This is a genomic window from Paenibacillus sp. FSL E2-0151, assembly GCF_037993015.1.
Taxonomy (GTDB): domain Bacteria; phylum Bacillota; class Bacilli; order Paenibacillales; family Paenibacillaceae; genus Paenibacillus; species Paenibacillus amylolyticus.
The window spans coordinates 6,997,244-7,015,619 of record NZ_CP150308.1 but is presented as its reverse complement, the minus strand read 5'-3'; the positions used below and the strand labels follow the sequence as shown (position 1 = coordinate 7,015,619).

The following is an 18,376-nucleotide window of genomic DNA, read 5'->3' as shown; positions in this document are numbered from 1 at the left end:
GTAGGAGAGAAGTGATGTAGAGTTATGTCGATTTTTAAGGTTTTTTTAAGGTGTGATCTTCTATACTAGGCTAAAAGAAGTGGGACAAAAGTAATAATAGTTGTGAGAGCGGCAGATTTGTGCTGTCAGGAGGGATCAAGAAATAGACGCTATGAATCAACCAAAGAAAGGAATGAACAGAACGATGAACAGAGGAATGCTGACTGCAAGAAGGGTTTGTTTCATTCTAATTGCATGTATGCTGTCAATGGGATACATCCCTCCATTCCAGACATGGGAAGTGAACCGCGCCTATGCGGCGCCCGAGAAATGGACAACCGTAGGCAACCCTGGCATCTCAGATGGATATATGCAATATCACCGACTGGCGGTGGAGGATGGTACGCCCTATGTGACCTTTCAGAATCAAAATGGCCAGCTGCGTGTGATGACGTATTCCAGCACAGATGGCTGGAGGACACTCGACAACACAGGGCTCAACCAACAGACCTACTACACTACCCCGATTGAAGTTCGGAATGGCGCTCCTTATATCGTCTATCCCGATATGGCGCATGAGGGTAAGCCAATGGTCATGAAGTATATGGAGGGCGAAGGCTGGGTACCTGTCGGCAATCCGGATTCACTGCCGCCAATGGGCTATAATGCTGGACTGACTCTAGACCAGGACGGTACACCTTATATTGCTTTTACGAACAATCGCAAGGTATTTGTCATGAGTCTGGATTCTACAGATGACAATTGGAAATTCATAGGCAACATTATTTACACCTCAAGCAGTCCTTCAGATATACAGCTCAAGATGGATAACGGCGTCCTCTATCTGACCTACCAGTATAACTACAATGGTTATAGAGCTGCCGTCATGAAGTATACAGAAGGAAGCAACTGGACTAGCCTCGGGGATGACATTTTTAATAACAACCTGAATTATTTCTCCGCATTTGACGTCTATGATGGTCAGCCTTACCTCGCATTCGGAGATCGCTCCCACAGCAATAAGGCAACCGTCGTTACGTATAGCGAGCAAAATGGCTGGACACCTGTAGGTACAGAGGGCTTCTCAACAAATGGGGCCTATAATACGAGTCTGGCGATCGATGAAGACGGTACACCCTATGTAGGCTTCCGCAATGGTTCCTCTGCAAAGGCTACTGTGATGAAATACGGCACAGACGGCGTATGGCAAACGGTGGGCAATGCTGAGTTTTCCGAAGGTTTAATTAACGATACCTGGCTTGCGGTAGACCATGGCACTCCTCACATTGCTTTTCAGGACAGTGTATATGGTCAGAAGATGACGGTCATGAAGCTGGGTGAAGCTTACACCGTGTCTTATAACAGCAATGGCGCAACCGCCGGTAATGCGCCTACAGACAGTAACCTGTATGATAATCAGGCTACTGTGACGACAGTGGGTAATACGGGGAATCTGGAGAATCCTGGCTATGCTTTTTACGGCTGGAATACGGCGGCGGATGGTAGCGGAACGGATTATAAGGCCGGAGACACCTTTACGATCCGTAATTCCAATGTACTCCTATATGCGAAATGGGCCTCACTGAACGTAACAGTCGATTATGCGCCAGGCGAGCATGGGACGATCAGTGCGACGAACGAGACAATCGTGAAAGGCGGTCATCCAGCGGCAGTACCCAACGTCACTCCGAACAGCGGCTATCGGTTCACAGGCTGGAGCAGCGATGGGGGTGTAACGAAGCTGAGAACCGACGAGTTGAAGACAACTGTTATCACCCAAGGGATCACTTACACAGCTTACTACACCCAGATTATCAAAGGTGATACCAGCGGCGACGGCATCGTGACGGCTGCGGACGCCCTGATGCTGACAAAGTATCTGAAGGGTAACATTCAATTCACACCTGAGGAACTGGAAGCAGCAGACGTCAATGGTGATGGCGTTGTGGATGATAAGGATGTCAAGGCGATTCTGGCGATTATTACAGGAAAGGGTTGAGCACATGAAATTTTTTGACACGAGGAAGCAACTGACTGGATGGAGAAGATGGACGTCGATATTGCTGGTGATTTGTCTTGTATTGTCCATCACTCCTGCGATTCAAGCCGATACTGCACTGCCTGCGGTTGAAGTGGCCGATGCGGAGGGCAAGCCTGGAGATATAGTAAGTATGGCGGTATATGTTGATCCTGAATTCCTTATTCATAAATTTAACATCTCGCTCCAGTATGACACCAGTTCACTCGAATTGGTGACCTTGGTTAATGAGCTTGATGTAATTGATAATTCCTACTCTTTCAATTTAAGCCAAGGAATCATTAATCTCGATTCTCCAACGGATGATGTCGTAGCTATCATGGAAAAAAGCAAAATCGCGACATTGAGGTTCAAGATTAAGGAAAATGTGCTGCCTGGTGAGGTGAAGGTAACTGTTACCAATCATGCACTTTATGAAGGTGATGACCCAGCAGATCCATCCTACGCGTTTGATGGTACGATCACAGTCTCAGCAGCGCAATATACAGTAGCATTTGACACGCAAGGTGGTAGCGCAGTAACGAGCATTACGGGTGTAAGCAGCGGAACCACCATCAGCGAGCCACCTGCTCCGATCAGAGCAGGCTACAGCTTCACTGGCTGGTACACCGATGCGGCAGGGACAACTGCTTGGGATTTCTCCTCAGCAGGAGTCACGGCAAATACGACTCTCTATGCCAACTGGCTGCGCCACACTGCAACGGTTGGTATTGGTAGTGTAGCAGGAATGCCGGGGGAAACGGTAAAAGTGCCAGTAACGGCAAGTAGTGCCAACTCTGGAATCGGCTCCTATAGTCTGCAGATCGACTTTGATGCTGATGCATTGGAAGTGACGAGCATTGAAGGTGAAGCGGGCGACTACTTCGATTCCAATTATGATAATACAGCAGGCTGGCTCAAGACAGCCTGGGCAGACAGTGACGGTGGAGATACGCCGATTGTTGTTGGAGACAAGCTGTTCACTGTAAGTTTCCTGATCAAGAATGAGGCAGCAACCGGTGACAAGCCTTTGACGATGCAGACGTCAAGCTTGGACCATTTTACGGTAACAGATGCTTCCGTGGCTGAAATGGAGAAGACGCTGAAGGCTGGTAAAATAACGGTCAGCGACATTCCGGCTGTCAACAGTGTAAGCGTCAGTCCCACTACGATTGGAGTAATGCCAGGAGGCAGTCAGCAGTTCCATGCTACAGTGGACGCTTCAGAAGGCGCCGCTACGACCGTAACTTGGTCCATAACCAGTATGAATGACAAAGTAACTATTGATGATACAGGCAAGGTTGATGTTGCGACGGATACCACACCAGGATTGTACACCGTCATGGCTACTTCCACAGCAGACTCCAGCAAGCAAGGTACAGCGACGTTAATGGTACTGCCGATCATTCCAATTCCAGGATTCCCAGGTGACTCAGAAGCACCTGCAGCTCCCCAAATTCTTACTGCAGTTGGAGGAGATCAGCTGGTAGACCTCAGCTGGAATACCGTTACGGGAGCAACATACTATAACATCTATATGGCAACAGAGCCATGGGCATACAGTAATCAGGAGATCGCAAGTGTAACAGACTCAACCTACACAGTCCGGAATCTGAGTAACGGCCAAGCTTATTACTTCACGGTAAAAGCAGGAAATACTCACGGCATAAGCGTTGCTTCGATTCAGGCGGGCGCAACCCCAAGTAACGGAGGTGCTCCAGGAACTGACACACCAACGCCTCCTACGGTATCGGCACCTCCAACGAACGTAACAGCAACTGCAGGGAATAGACAGGCGACAGTCCGCTTCACAGCACCGACAAGTGACGGCGGTAGCCCAATTACCCACTACGAGATTACTGCTGAGCCAGGCGGACAGACTGTGACAGGAACAGCAAGTCCAATCGTCATGACGGGCTTGAGCAACGGCACTAGCTATACATTCACAGTGAAGGCGGTGAATGCAGTCGGGGCAAGTGAACCCTCTGCTGCATCCAATGCCGTGTTCCCAAGAAGCTCTTCCAGTAACGACGACAATAGTGGCATCGGAAATGGAAGCACAGGTAGCGGTACAGGTGGTGGCAGTACGCCATCAACACCAGCGACATCCCCAGCCTCTAACGGCGTGGAGATTCTGGTTAATGGCAAGGCTGAGCAAGCAGGTACAGTTGTCTCTGAAGAGCGCAATGGGCAAAAGGTGACGACGATTCAGGTCGATCCACAGAAGCTGGAGCAGAGACTTGCAACAGAAGGTCAAGGAGCAGTCATTACGATTCCGGTCAGCACAGAGTCGGATGTAATTATTGGTGAATTGAATGGACAAATGGTCAAGAGTATGGAAAGCAAGCAGGCAGTGGTCGAGCTCAAGACGGCTCAAGCCACATACACACTTCCTGCAAGCCAGATCCAGATCAACGCGATTGCAGACAGGCTAGGCAATTTCATCTCACTGGAAAATATCAAGGTACGTATTGAAATTGCTGCGGTGACAGCGAATATGCTGAAGGTCGTTGAAGATGCCTCTGCACAAGGTTCATTCACACTCGCCGTACCGCCACTAGAATTTACGGTGAAAGCTGTGTATGGGGACTCTGTTGTTGAGGTATCAAAATTCAATGCTTACGTAGAGCGGAGCATCTTGATTCCAGCTAACGTTGATCCGAACAAGATCACGACTGGTGTCGTTGTTGCACCAGACGGAAGCGTGCGACATGTACCAACGAAGGTAGTGAATAACGGCGGAACGTACTATGCACAGATTAACAGTCTGACTAACAGCATCTACTCCGTAGTATGGCACCCGACAGAGTTCAGCGATGTGGCTTCACATTGGTCGAAGGGTGCTGTGAATGATATGGGTTCACGGATGATTATTGAAGGCACTGGCGATGGGCAGTTTAGTCCGAATCGGGACATTACTCGTGCAGAATTTGCAGCTATCCTGGTACGGGGGTTGGGACTCGCTTCAGAGCAAGGAGGAACAACCTTCTCAGATGTGAAGCAAGGAGACTGGTATAATCAGGCCGTCAGCACAGCACAGGCGTATGAGCTGATTGGCGGGTATGAGGATGGTACATTCCGTCCGAACGACAAGATTACACGTGAGCAGGCCATGGTCATGCTTGCCAAAGCAATGAAGCTGACTGGGCTGCAGGACAAGCAATCTGGTACCTCGACATCCACAGCTACAGTGCTGGGTTCATTCAAGGATGCAGCAGCCGTATCAACATGGGCACACAGTAGTGTGGCAGACAGTGTACAAGCAGGTATTGTATCTGGTAGAGGCATTGCCGAGCTGGCACCGAAGCAACATATGACTCGCGCGGAAGTAGCGGCAATTATCCAAAGACTTCTGCAGCAATCCGGCCTGATTTAATTAGTTTAGGGGGGCAAGTGCCCCCTGTTTTTACATATGCTAGGCAGATACTCCTTAAGCGGACATGCAGGCTAACAAAAAAATAGGTTATCTACCGCGATTTTCCTAGTACACATATTCTTATTTTCGAGAGGAGAAAGAACAGCTTATGCTTAAAAAAGCAGGAAAGGTCACTTTGTGCCTAGCGCTGATCTCCACCTTGTTGGGCAGCTTGTTACTCCCTAAGGACGAGGTTCAGGCCAATGGTTCAGTTACACCTCCGCAGTATAAATACAAACTGCTCAAGGATAACATAGGTGTTCCTATGAAGCTCTATTACAACAACGATACCTTTTACTACAAGTCACAATTAACTGGTGGCTACAACACCGCACACCAATCCACAGATCTGCAGACATGGACCAAAATCATTGGCTCGAATACCTTCAGTTCAAGCAACACTTTTAGTCTGGACTACCTCTCCATTATTGGAGATAGAGTTTTTGCGACGGGATATAACTCTACGATGTTTCCTGATTTCTCTACTACTTCTTTTTTGGGCTACATGAATGATACATCCAATACCAGCACTAGCTGGACTCCATCTGCCTTTCCTACGGGGCAATTCTTGCTTGGGCCAATTGTTACCGACGGAAGTAATATTGTAATGGGAGCTGGCAATACCAATGTCATTTATCGACAAACCTCCTCCACTGGAAATATAGAAGAGAAGGCATGGACAAGCACTAATTTCAGTGGTGTGCGCATTGTAAATGCTGTATATGATCAGGTTAACAGTCGATTCATTTTGGGAGATCTTAGAAAAAATATTTACTACTCGACTAACGGAGGAGCTTCCTGGAATACCATTCAAGTTGATTCTTCGGATATGGATATGAACGACCTTGCTCAAGCTGGAGGGACAACTTATATTGCTGGCGGTAACGGTGTTTGGAAGCTCGTAGGCACTACAGTAACCAGAATATTGCCCACAGGCAGCAATTACCGCGCTGTAGCTGTTGATGAAGACAATAATGTGTATGTATTACGCTCTGACGGAACTGTGCTCCTGTCATCCAATAGTGGAACATCATGGACACCAGTAGCCGCAGCAGACAGTAGCATCACTTCCACTAATTTTGGTGCTATGGAATATGGTAACGGGAAGCTGCTTGTCGGCGGTAATGGAGGACTATACCAGTTAATAACGGGCACAAATATTACTAAGCAGCCAGAAAATACGCAAGTAAATATTGATGCAGCGGCTACCTTCTCTGTATCTGCCATGGGAGACAGCCTTGCCTATCAGTGGCAGGTGGATACGACAGGCACAGGCAACAGCTTCAAGGATGTGAATGGAGCAACAAGCGGCAGTTTGACGGTTAATCCAGTGTCAAAGAATATGGACGGCTACCTGTATCGTGTCGTCATTACCGATGCCTCCGGGGCACAATACATCTCGAGTACAGCAACCCTTTCCATCCTTATCGTGAAGGCGAAAGTAAGCTACAAATCTGGTGACCACGGAATGATCAGTGCAACGAGCGAGGATGTCGAGGTGGGGATGAAGCCAGAGGCTGTACCAACCGTTACTCCTGACCCTGGCTATCGGTTTACGGGCTGGAGCAGTGATGGTGGTATGACGAAGCTAAGTAGCGACCAGTTGAAGGCGACAGTTATCACTGGGGCGGTCACGTTTACAGCGAATTATGCCCAGATTGTTAAGGGAGATCTGGATGGCTCTAATGGAGTATCGGCAGCGGACGCTCAGCTGCTGGCGAAGTATCTGAAGGGTGCGATCACCTTGACCGCGGATCAACTGGCAGCAGCCGATTTCAATAATGATGGAGTTGTGGACGAGGCTGACGTTAAGGCGATTCTTGCCTTTGTAACGGGAAAAAGATGAGGCATATTAGTTGTCGCTGATGAAGTGAAAATAGCTCCATGTAAAGCCTAATGGCTTTGCGTGGAGCTTTTCTTTTATACTGAAGACATAGCGATAGGGACATCGAGATTTGTATAATAAATGAACTGGGACATCACCAGAAGTCTGCTGAATGTAAATAACAGGCCACTGCCAGCTTGAAGTGAGATGCTCTTTGGGTCTGCTCCATATGATGTTTGACTTGATGCCCACTTTGTTCATTAATGAGGTTTTCATTTTGTTTTTCTATCCGCTCTTCATTTCAAGCTTCCTCCTGTGCCGTTATCCTCAACTCCTGCCGTTCTACTTTATATAACAATCGGCAATCACAAAATCGGCCTTTTCCTTGATGCTTCTTTTTGCTGGATTGGTTGTCAGTATTCACTGTTATTTTAATGATGATCAAATGTAGTAATTCTCTCTGTTTCTCTGGTTCAATTTTCGTTATGATCTTAGAGAAGCCATTCAGAAGTAGCAGGAAGGAGGGGGGCTCTTGCAAAAAAGCAATCATTTCAGAAGAGGTTTCTAGCAATTCGAGAAAAGATATGGAACGAGTGTGGGATATAAGACAACCTTACTGGTATCCATTATTCGATTGCAGTAGAGAAGACCTGATATCTTTTGATTCCGAATATATAGAGAGTGAAGAAAAGCTAAATGATATTATTACTTTGCTTACGCACCATGAAGTTGAGCAGGTGATTGAATTTCTAGAAACAGGTGAGACTTTAAATATACAGGTTTCCAATCTGTATCCTTATTATGGCTGCAATGGCGAGCTTTCAGGTGGTGAGGGGTTTTGGACTTCACACAAAATGGACTGGATTATTTATGTTTCACACGAAGGAACAATAGCTTTTGTGGAGAGTGGCTAGTTAAAGGATTAAAGTCATTATGGTCTGATTGGGGAAACCATACTGCTTGGGATACAAAGAACTAATATTCTATAATAGAGAAGTTCTATGCAAAGAAACCACTCCATGTACGGAGTGGCTTTGTCTTTATATTTTGATCCAATCACCTGAAATGACTGGACCCTCAATCATAAACTAAATTTCAAAATCAATCGTACCCTTTTTGGTTAATTCAAAGGGACCAGGTGTGACATCTGCATCGGGTCTCTTTGATCCGAAGAAATCGGAGTCCAAATGATATGGACTACTGTCCGGCTCCTCAAACTTCATGTTGGCGTGATAAGTCTTTCCAAGCAGATCCGTGGTAACTAACATTGCAGAGATTCCCCGAAGCAATTCGGGATCATGGATCTGAATGTGCACTTTGCCTAGTGCAGGATCCATCTCAATTTTTACGCCCTTCTGTGCAACTATCTTCGCATCCGATTCGTGACGACTTGGAACCGCATCGTTAAGAAATACATTGCCACCCATAGCTACCGGAAGAACGGCATTGCCTATAAAGAAATCCTTTGCGGCATCGCCAAGCTCCATAAGCTCCTCTTTGGTGTATTCCCACCATTTCTTATCTTTCACATCCGGATGTTGATCGTAGCCGCCAAGTCCCACAGCATGCAGATAACATATGGAATTGTCCGGAACACCATCCATGACCGTCTTCCCGTCCTCTCCAACTTCATCTCTTGGTTTAAGCGGAAGATGCTCAAAAAAGGTGATGGGCACAGGCTCATTATTAGGATCATTGTCACCTATAAAGATATTGTTGTAGTACCTGTCATCGCCTCCAGTGATATTGGAGTATCCAGCCATGGCCGTCTCGTGAGGGAAGTGATATGGCGTAATACGAGTAATTTCGGAACGAACTACAAATCGGCCTGCAAACAAATTATGAGCAAATGCCCCGCCCTGAGCCATATTTCTGAAATTCATCGGAGAGAGAAATAGGTTATGATCGACCATATATGGACCATGGCACACCTCAACGAAGAGGTCCTCCGAAAGATTGTCAAAAAATACATTACGGCTGATGCGAGTGCCCTGTGCCTGCCAGTCCAGCCAAAGCGCACGGTAACAGCTATACATTATATTTTCGCTAATTTGAGTATCCAGGGAAGCATGAAGCTTAATTCCCGCAACTTCGGCACCGTGTCTTAGTCGTTTATGGTGAATATTATAAATACGGTTCTGATATATGCGGCTGAAGGCTGCTCCCATATGACCCACAATACCTGCCTGTTCACAATCGTGAATCACATTACCTCGAACTGTGTGACTGCCGATGTTATCTTTATGCCAGCCGGAGCGTAATGCTTGTAAAATAACCTCCTGCTCGCGTTGAGTACCACCTTTACTATGCTTCTCCAAAGACTTGGTGTGCCCTGTGCCGATTTCGGTACCCAGGCTAATACCAACGCATTTGGATTCACTGATTATATTGTTTTCAATAATCCAGCCCTTGCTCCAGTGAGGTCCAATCAAACCTTCCTGGTAGTCCGTAGGTGGTGCCCATTGGGGGGAGGCTTGACGAAGTGTGAAACCACTTACGGTGATATAGTTCAGTCCCGGTTTCTCAGGCCAAAAGCAATAAGGACGTACATTAATTTCTACATTTTCCGTACGAGGGTCTTTTCCACCAAAGTTAGCCCAGATTTTTGTTGTTGTAGAACCAACCTCGGCATACCATTTTAACAATGAATCCTTGGGATACTTGGCTTCGGACCAAACTTCAGGATTGTGAACGCTTTCAATATTATCGCATTCATACAATGATTTGCCATCCAAATAGACATCGCCGAGATGAATTGGGAAGGGCCCGTCAAACAACCAGTCTCCACTGAGCTCTACCTCATAGGGATTGCGAACGGAAAAGAGGGAATTGGGCACTTCTGTGCTCCAGACATGGTTTCCTTCGGAATTCCAGTTGGCAATCCGTTCAGCTCCTGTAATCACAACTTCCCCGTCTCCTGCGGATCGATATACGATTCGATGCTCCGCTGTTCCTCCATTCGCCGGGTTAACCCATTCCCTGTATACTCCCGCATGAACAATAACGGTATCACCAGCCATGGCATGAGCCGCAGCGCGTGATATGGTACGAAGGGGTTGATCTGCTGTTCCTTTTCCTTGATCATTCCCATGGTTGGATACATGATATTCCATAACAACTCTCCTTCTATTTAAAAATGTTTGTTGTATCTCGTTATTATACTAGAAAATAAATGTATTGGGAGAGATAGGAAGTCAGGTGTCGGGCTAAAGGTATACTGATATGAGGTAAACCATATCTAGTACCCTATGAGGTTGTGATTTTTTTGCTTTTTGAGAATTTAGCTATTGTTAAAAGCTATGACTAGCCATGCTTTTTTCATATAACAAGCATTCCATTTCATCATGCTATACTCATTAGAATAAAAAGTTAGAAGGAGAAATTCTTATGATACCATTTCGTAATGATCATGTAGGCAGCTTTCTACGCCCTGCAAACTTAAGTCAGGCACGTGAACAATATAAATCAGGCAACATCACATATGAAGAATTAAGAGCTGTAGAAGATCAAGAGATTATTCGAATTATTGAAAAGCAAAAGGAAAATGGCGTATTGGCAGTTACGGATGGTGAGTTCCGTAGAAGCTGGTGGCATTTTGATTTTCTGGGTGGCTTGGATGGCGTAGAGTTGTATGAGCAAATAGACGGACCAAAATTCCATAATATGCAAACGCGCAAGGGTGGGATTCGTGTTGTTGGTAAAGTTGATTTCTCGAGTCATCCCTTTGTTCAGGATTTTGAGTTTTTGAAAAAGCATGCAGGTGACGCTGTGGCGAAACAGACCATTCCAAGTCCCAACATGCTTCTATATCGATTGGAGAATGACGCTAATATCTATACGGACCGAGAGCAATTCCTTCAGGATACGATTGCGGCGTATCAAAAAGCAATTCAAGCCTTCTATGATGCGGGTTGTCGATACCTGCAATTAGATGATACAGCTTGGGCAGACCTGTTCTCAGAAGCTGGTCACGATAAGTTACGTGCTAAAGGTCTGGAACCGGCGGAAGAGTTGAAAACGATGCAGCGCATGATTAATGAATCCTTGTCTCATAAACCAGCAGATTTAGTGGTGACGATGCATATTTGTCGTGGTAACTATAAATCGAACTATTTCTCAACGGGTGGTTATGATTACGCTTCTGAAGTTATCTTTGGAGGCTTAAACGTAGATGGATTATTTTTAGAGTTTGATGATGAGCGCTCAGGTGGTTTCGAGCCATTAAAATATGTGAATCGAAAAGATTTGAAAATCGTGCTTGGTTTACTCACATCAAAAACAGGCGAGTTAGAGGATAAAGAACACATTAAAGCTCGGATTGCAGAGGCGGCAACCTATGTTCCACTTGAGCAACTATGTTTGAGTCCACAATGTGGTTTTTCGTCTACAGAAGAAGGCAATATTTTAACGGAAGAACAACAATGGCGTAAACTTCGTTATGTTAAGGAAATTGCAGAAGAAGTTTGGAATTAATCCATCTAAATAACGGAGGGATTCAAAATGACGATCCAAGCAGACCAAGAGACAATTATAGTTGAAGCGTTCATTAATGGTCAGAATGTAAAATCCCTTTCGCAGGTAGCAAAAGAGAATCCGACAAACCCAACTGAGATCGTAGGTTATTTCCCTGTCACTACGAAAGAACAAGCCGTTGAAGCGATTGAAGCTGCGGCAGGGGCTTTTAAAACATGGAAGCAGACCTCCATTGATGAACGCATTACGATGATGCGCAAGGCGATCGAGAAGATTAGAGCAGCTGAGAATGAAATTGTACATTTGCTGTCTAGAGAGCATGGCAAGCCCCTGTATGATGCACACGGTGAAATTTATGTTTCGTTAATGTGGATGGAGTTTGCTTGTAATGAAGCTAAATCGGCTCTACAGGAAGAGATCAAAGAGCATGAGAATGGTAAAACGATTCTTTCCTATGATCCCATTGGTGTGGTGGCAGCGATTAGTCCATGGAACTATCCCATTGCGTTATCTACGATTAAGATCGCTCCTGCCTTACTTGCGGGCAACACGATTGTGCTTAAACCAAGCCCATATGCGCCACTGGCGGCAGCGAAGGTGGCAGAGATTATTGCGAGTGAGTTCCCGGCTGGTGTAATCAATGTCGTTCATGGTGATGCGGATGTGGGTGTTGAACTGACTAGTAATCCTCTTGTTACTAAAATCGCCTTTACAGGTGGAACCGCAACAGCTAAGCATATCATTAAAGCGGCGTCGGAAACGATTAAGGATATGACGCTTGAGCTTGGTGGTAATGATGCGGCTATCTTCTTGGAAAGCTTTGATGTTCATGATGAGCGAGCAATGCGCCGGATTGTCATTTCTAATTTCTTGACAGCAGGTCAGATCTGTATGATCGCCAAACGTGTGTATGTGCACCGTTCTATATATGATGAGTTTGTGGAAAAATATATAGAGGCGGCAAATCGCTGGATTCGAATTGGCGATCCATTTGATTCAAATACGACAATAGGTCCGGTTAATAACCTGAAGCAGAAAAATTACGTGCTGGGTCTGGTGGAAGATGCGCAAAAGCGTGGGGCTAAAGTCATCCCTCTCGGTCAAATTCTTGATCAGAAGCTGTTTGAACAAGGTTACTACCTACAACCTACGCTTGTCTTAGGTTGCGATGTTCATGATCCGATTGTAGTGGAGGAACAGTTTGGTCCTACGGTTCCGATTCTTCCATTTGACGATGAAGAGCAGGTTATTCATCTACACAATGAAAGCATATATGGATTGACGAGTTCTGTCTGGGGGAAAGAAGAGGATGCCATCTCCGTTGCACGTCAACTCGAAGCTGGAACGACAATGATCAATACAGCTGCTGTGCAGGGTCTCGACGTTCGGTTCCCTTTCGGTGGAGTTAAGCAATCTGGTATTGGCCGTGAATACGGTGCCGAAGGCATCCGCACGTATACAGAAAAACATGTCATTAACGTTCCAAAGACACTGGATCTTCCTTATATACCAGAATAAATCTTATAGTACACAACTTCGCATCGTACAGGAATGTACATGTGAAATTGAATGTAGGCTCTAACTTTGCGCTTTGTTTACTGATTTTTAAGAATCAGTAGACAGGGCGTTTTTTTGTCAGATCAGTTTGACAGTGGTGACTTTTTTAGAGAAAAAATAACCCCACATCTGATGGAGGTGACGCTGAGAAAATAAAGAAGCCACTCCATTGATGGAGTGGCTTTATATTCAGCTATTTTACGGTGAACGGCGGTTATCTTCTACCTAGTGTCTCCCAAATTCCATGGAGCCAGGAATCGAAATCAGCATCTTTGTCGCCCTCGTAAGTATCATAAATATCCAGACGTGTCTTTTGCAGTTTTTCCTTGAATTGCTCGAATGTGTGACCTTCAGGAAGGCTTTTTTTAATCCGTAGCAAAATTTTGTTAGTACCTTTAAACAGCTCACCTTTGTTTTTGGCAGGCATTTGTACATCTTCATCCAACTGCTTGAGCTTTTGATATGCGGCTTCGCGCACTTGAAACACTTGATCATTTTTCAAAACATGCTGCAGCAACTTAATGGTAGGGGCTGTATTCCAGTTCCCCAATTCGTTCACGGCATTCAGTCTTTCTCTCCAGCTCGACGTCCGGTTAGCCGCTCGTTTGAGCTCTTCAAAGTTCTCCGGTAGTTCGTTAACTGCTCCAATATCATGGTTGTTCGTCAAAATTCAATCTCCTTAATCATCGCCATCTCGGCAGAATGATGAATGTTATTTATGTGATCACTATTATAGCACGAACCTGACTAAACTACTCCTATGAAGCCGATTGGTTAGCCTTTTCCTTAATGAAGTCCACCATATACACCCAACCAATTAGTCCACATAAGACAAAACCAAACGCATGCAGAGATCCATAAATGGGAATAAAATCGAGTATGGTTAAGGAGTACATATTTTTCAGTAACGGATAGAAAATAGAAATGACAACAACCGTGTAAAAGGCTAGACAAGAAAGGCCTAAAAAGAAGGTTGCCTTATTATCCAAAGAGTTCTTCCTCAAGTAAGAAAGGAGATAAGCGGTGTAAACCACAATATTACAGGCGAACAAAGTGACACCGACGTATTCAATTGACTTGGAGAAAATCATACCAATAGCAATCAATATGGGTCCGATGATATCGATGGCAACGACCCAAGGATACCAGCTTTTCTTCGTCATGATGCGTCCCAGTGCACCAATAAAAATCGGAACGATCGCAGATGAGAAATGGAAGTGGAGCGAGCTTAACGCGTGCGTTGAAGGATTAGCTTGGAACAGGTTCAATTGATATTGATATAAGGTAAACCAAATGCCCCCGATAAAAAAATAAACGAGCCCCGCACCAATCGCTATTTCCGCTGCTTTTCCTTTAGAGATCACAATCGTGGTCAAGCCATAGATGCCAAGCAGCAGTGTGAACAGTAGCCATCCAAGAGACAGAATTCCTGGGATTTCCGTACTTTCTAACCCCCACATCTTATTACTCATTACCGAGGCCAGGGTAAGAAGCGCAGCGGGAAATTGAAGCCATTTCATAGCGGCATAAATCATTCGTTGATGTTTATTCTTTTCGTCATGGTTCAAAAGTGAAATCACAAGAGGTACAATGACAAAAGCCGCAAAAAGCAGAAATTTTTCAACAAGTTCGATTTGGAAGTAATCAAGGGAAAATATCAGAATGGTTATGATTCCACCGGGAAACACGGGTGCTAATAATGATTTCATTCGTTGCTTCAAGGAACTATTCATGGGGTTTCCTTTCTAACTACGTTTATCGTAAGAACTGCCTGTATCCAGTTGTGTAGCATTCTTTAGTATAGATTGGCAATTCTTCTTTTAGTAGTCTAACACATTTATTTGTCAATATATGAAAATAAGCTTATCTTACTGCGGTTGATGGAGTCATGGGAAATAGCCCTTTCGCTCTTCAAAGACTTTCGCCATAAAGGAGCTGTGGTATCAAATGAATAAGGATAAAAGTATAGAAATGAAATACTCTTCAAAAGCAGGGGACATTCTACAGCAGATCAATAGTAAAACTAAGCTAGGCGAATTACGAAAAATCGCAAAGGATATTAAAAAAGATCACGAACTAGCTATGGAACTTTGGTCGACCGAAGCGTTTTTGCCCAGACTATTAGCTATTTTAATTATGGATAAAAAACTTCTCTCACAAGAAGTGCTTAATAAGTTTGATAAGGATATGCAGACTCACACTTTTGATGAGCGAAATAACTTAATGGATTGGTTAATGGCTAATCAGCTTACCAAAGACAAGAAGACCATTGCATTGATGGAGTCATGGGAAAAAAGCCCTTCTGCTCTTCAAAGGCGAGCTTTTTGGTATTATCAAGCGCGATTGAGATGGACCGGACAAACGCCTCCTGATAACACCGAGGACTTACTATCTGCAATTGAAGCTAATATTACGCAGGAAGAGCCGGCAGTTCAGTGGGCTATGAATTTCATTGCAGGCTGGATAGGCATTTATGATCAAAAGTATCGTGCACGTTGTATAAAACTTGGTGAGAATACAGGTCTTTATAAAGATGAAATGGTATCAAAGGGCTGTACTCCTAATTATTTGCCAGAGTTCATTGCAATTGAAGTTAACAAACGAAATAAGAATTAGTTACCTCTGCGAATCCCTATGTGGTTCGAACTAATGGACCTCCCTGACTGCATCCATTAATAATAATGATGCCTTGCCCAATGAGTAGGAACCAAACCACAGGTTTATTTCTTTCATTATTCTTTCATAGCACTCTGTTATAATTTCAAAAATAAGTAATCAAAATGGAACAAACCGGCTGGGAAAAATGAAACGAAATTCAATAAGTTTTTGACTGTACATTAAAGCCAATAAAGATGAAAGGATAAAAAGAATAGATATGAATATAGCGATAGAGAAAGAGTTGCAAAAACGGCTACTTGTTCCGTGCGAGCAAAGATTACTGTCACTCCTATTTAAGGAACACGTGAATATAGAAGAAATAGAGGATCAGCTTCAGGGTCTGAATATGGATACGGGTAATCATAATTATCTGCTGATGTTAGCTCATTTTGGGTATAACGTCGATTGGATGGGATTTCCGAAGCATGTCATCCCACAATTAAAAGGCATCTATCGTTATTATCAGGTGGAGAATGCCCTGATGCTACAGAAACTTTTTATGAGTACACAGAAGTTGAATGAAAAGAATATATACCCTTTGCTTTTAAAGGGAGCCGCGATGCGTCTACATTTTGCCTCAGGAGTATCTAGAATGATGGCTGATTTAGACTTTGCGCTCGAGGGTGAACAATATGAAGAAGCGGTTTCAATTTTTCAAGATATGGGTGCGGAGTATATAGTAGAAGCTAAGCATTCCATTACATATAAGTTGGGAAAGACGGAGTTTGATATTCATCATGTCATATTTAAGAACAATCTTGAAAAGGGCAGTGATATTTGGGAGAGAGTTGAACAGGTTGAGGTGAATAGCTGTAAATTCAGAGTATTATCACCGTTAGACATGTTTGTCCATATATTAGATTCGCAATCCAGATGCATATTTGTTGATGAGATGCCGGAACGACGGATGAAGTGGTTATTTGATGCAAAAATGGTCTTGAAAATGATGCCTGACACGGATTGGACAGCAATAGCAAAGCGCGCGAGTGAACTGCATTGTAGTTATCGGGTTCACTTGATGATGAAATTATTCGCAACCTGTTTTCCAGAGGACATTTCGTTAGAGGATGCAGAAAATTTATTTGCAGTGGATAGTGGATATGGCAAATGGCTAAAAGACGCAATGGATTTTTATGAGACGATTGTGCCTTATATGAAAGAACGCCGTGCGGACGAAAATAGTTCAATCACGCTGCGGGTAATACATTTAAGAATAAAATATAAACCTATCAGAAAGGAGTATAGATATTATTCTCATGAATTAAAGGAAGTAGAATCTGGTATGTGTTTTGCAAAATATGTTGCCGAACTTTACCACTTAAATAGACCCGTGAAATTGTATCAGAAATTTCTCTCACGGTTAAGACTTCGTTGATTAGAACAAATACTATGCGAGAAAAGAGAGAATAATGGATGGATAATAAAAAAGCTACAATTTCCACTTTCTTCGAAGATGTTAATAAGCGAATTTTGAAGAAAAACGGGATGCATTATAAGAATATGCAAATCAGATTAGCAGATAAGGTTCTCGAAATTCGATATTGGGATGACATAGAGGTTTCATTAATACGATCATCTCTTTTGGGAAGAGTCCTTTCAAATGAGCAGTACGTAGTGCCGGGTGCAGTAATCTGGTGCTATACGGATGATGTTAATGTCTATATTCCCGATTCGTTTCGCGATAAGCCGCTGCAAGAAGGAGCAATAACCGATGTATATCAGGGAAAGGATGCAACGGGAAGCATCAAGGTTACTAGAAGTACGGAGATGGAGGGTGCCGACTACATCAGGAAGACCTATTATTTCTGCAGACAAGCAGGCACTGATTATGATGATTGCATGTTGGGACATCCACTTATAAGATGTTTTTATTTTTGGGCAGAGCAGGAGAACATATTGATTCTGCATTCCGCTGCAGTCGGATTTAATCATAAGGGTGTATTGATAAGTGCGCGGGGTGGTGCTGGGAAGTCAACTTTATCGGTAAGTTGTTTGCTTGAGGGGTTAGATTTTGTGGCAGATGATTATGTTATGATGCGTGAAGTGGGAGAACGAAATGCACTGCCACTATATACAATGGTTGGATTGAATTCGGATATGTATCAGATTTTGAAACCGAACATGCCTGTTATCAAGACGGAGGAAAAGCGAAACGGGAAGAAGTTCTTTGATGCATCCGCCTATCCTTTTCAGGAAGAATTACCGATTAAAGCTATTTTGTGTCCAACTGTTACAGAGGGAAGCGATCCAATGATTGTGCCGACGGACCGAGGTTCAGTATTGGTAAAATTGGTTCATTCCAGTGTAAGTCAGATTGGCGGACGAAGAGATACAGAAATGGTTAAGAGAATGATGGACAGACTGAAGGATTTACCCGTTTATGAGTTTCGTTTAAGTAAAGACCTTAAGAAGAATGTAATCGTATTGCAAAACTTTATGGAGGGACTTTAAC

General features: G+C 44.1%; 12 protein-coding genes. 9 read left to right on the top strand and 3 right to left on the bottom strand.

The genetic code is table 11. From position 1 onward, the window contains the following. Positions 1–247 precede the first annotated feature (247 nt). The 4 genes from MHI55_RS30960 to MHI55_RS30945 all read left to right on the top strand — a co-directional run bounded on the left by MHI55_RS30960 (position 248) and on the right by MHI55_RS30945 (position 8,150). Entirely contained in the window at positions 248–1,978 is a 1,731-nt protein-coding gene (locus MHI55_RS30960) for an InlB B-repeat-containing protein (protein ID WP_340388223.1), read from the top strand. Positions 1,979–1,982: 4 nt separating this feature from the next. Further along, positions 1,983–5,372, top strand: a complete 3,390-nt coding sequence (locus MHI55_RS30955; protein WP_340388221.1) for an S-layer homology domain-containing protein — start codon at positions 1,983–1,985, stop codon at positions 5,370–5,372. Between the two features lie 148 nt (positions 5,373–5,520). Beyond that, on the top strand, positions 5,521–7,257 hold the full coding sequence (locus tag MHI55_RS30950; RefSeq protein ID WP_339190479.1) for a dockerin type I domain-containing protein: 1,737 nt from the start codon (positions 5,521–5,523) through the stop codon (positions 7,255–7,257). 563 nt (positions 7,258–7,820) lie between these two features. Continuing rightward, entirely contained in the window at positions 7,821–8,150 is a 330-nt protein-coding gene (locus MHI55_RS30945; RefSeq protein WP_340388219.1) for a hypothetical protein, read from the top strand. 174 nt (positions 8,151–8,324) lie between these two features. On the opposite strand, the gene MHI55_RS30940 is transcribed toward MHI55_RS30945, so the two are convergent. After that, positions 8,325–10,349: a right-handed parallel beta-helix repeat-containing protein gene (locus MHI55_RS30940; RefSeq protein WP_340388217.1), complete on the bottom strand. Its 2,025-nt coding sequence runs from the start codon at positions 10,347–10,349 to the stop codon at positions 8,325–8,327. 274 nt (positions 10,350–10,623) lie between these two features. On the opposite strand from MHI55_RS30940, the gene MHI55_RS30935 reads away from it, so the two are divergent. Together MHI55_RS30935 and MHI55_RS30930 are read left to right on the top strand one after the other, a co-directional pair. Further along, complete coding sequence (locus MHI55_RS30935) at positions 10,624–11,709, top strand: 5-methyltetrahydropteroyltriglutamate--homocysteine S-methyltransferase (protein ID WP_340388215.1); 1,086 nt, start codon at positions 10,624–10,626, stop codon at positions 11,707–11,709. Between the two features lie 27 nt (positions 11,710–11,736). Next, positions 11,737–13,227, top strand: coding sequence for an aldehyde dehydrogenase family protein (locus tag MHI55_RS30930; RefSeq protein ID WP_340388213.1), 1,491 nt, complete (start codon positions 11,737–11,739; stop codon positions 13,225–13,227). Positions 13,228–13,480: 253 nt separating this feature from the next. Here MHI55_RS30930 and MHI55_RS30925 read toward each other — a convergent pair whose 3' ends face one another. Both MHI55_RS30925 and MHI55_RS30920 read right to left on the bottom strand, forming a co-directional pair. Next, entirely contained in the window at positions 13,481–13,933 is a 453-nt protein-coding gene (locus tag MHI55_RS30925) for a HEAT repeat domain-containing protein (protein WP_036611867.1), read from the bottom strand. Between the two features lie 91 nt (positions 13,934–14,024). Beyond that, on the bottom strand, positions 14,025–14,999 hold the full coding sequence (locus MHI55_RS30920) for a YndJ family transporter (protein ID WP_340388211.1): 975 nt from the start codon (positions 14,997–14,999) through the stop codon (positions 14,025–14,027). A gap of 214 nt (positions 15,000–15,213) precedes the next feature. Between MHI55_RS30920 and MHI55_RS30915 the strand changes: the two genes are divergently transcribed. From MHI55_RS30915 to MHI55_RS30905, 3 genes are all read left to right on the top strand, one after another. After that, positions 15,214–15,882, top strand: coding sequence for a DNA alkylation repair protein (locus MHI55_RS30915; RefSeq protein WP_076252145.1), 669 nt, complete (start codon positions 15,214–15,216; stop codon positions 15,880–15,882). Between the two features lie 346 nt (positions 15,883–16,228). Then, positions 16,229–17,299, top strand: coding sequence for a nucleotidyltransferase family protein (locus MHI55_RS30910; RefSeq protein ID WP_179087890.1), 1,071 nt, complete (start codon positions 16,229–16,231; stop codon positions 17,297–17,299). A gap of 38 nt (positions 17,300–17,337) precedes the next feature. Then, complete coding sequence (locus MHI55_RS30905) at positions 17,338–18,375, top strand: hypothetical protein (protein WP_076252141.1); 1,038 nt, start codon at positions 17,338–17,340, stop codon at positions 18,373–18,375. Position 18,376: the final 1 nt, after the last annotated feature.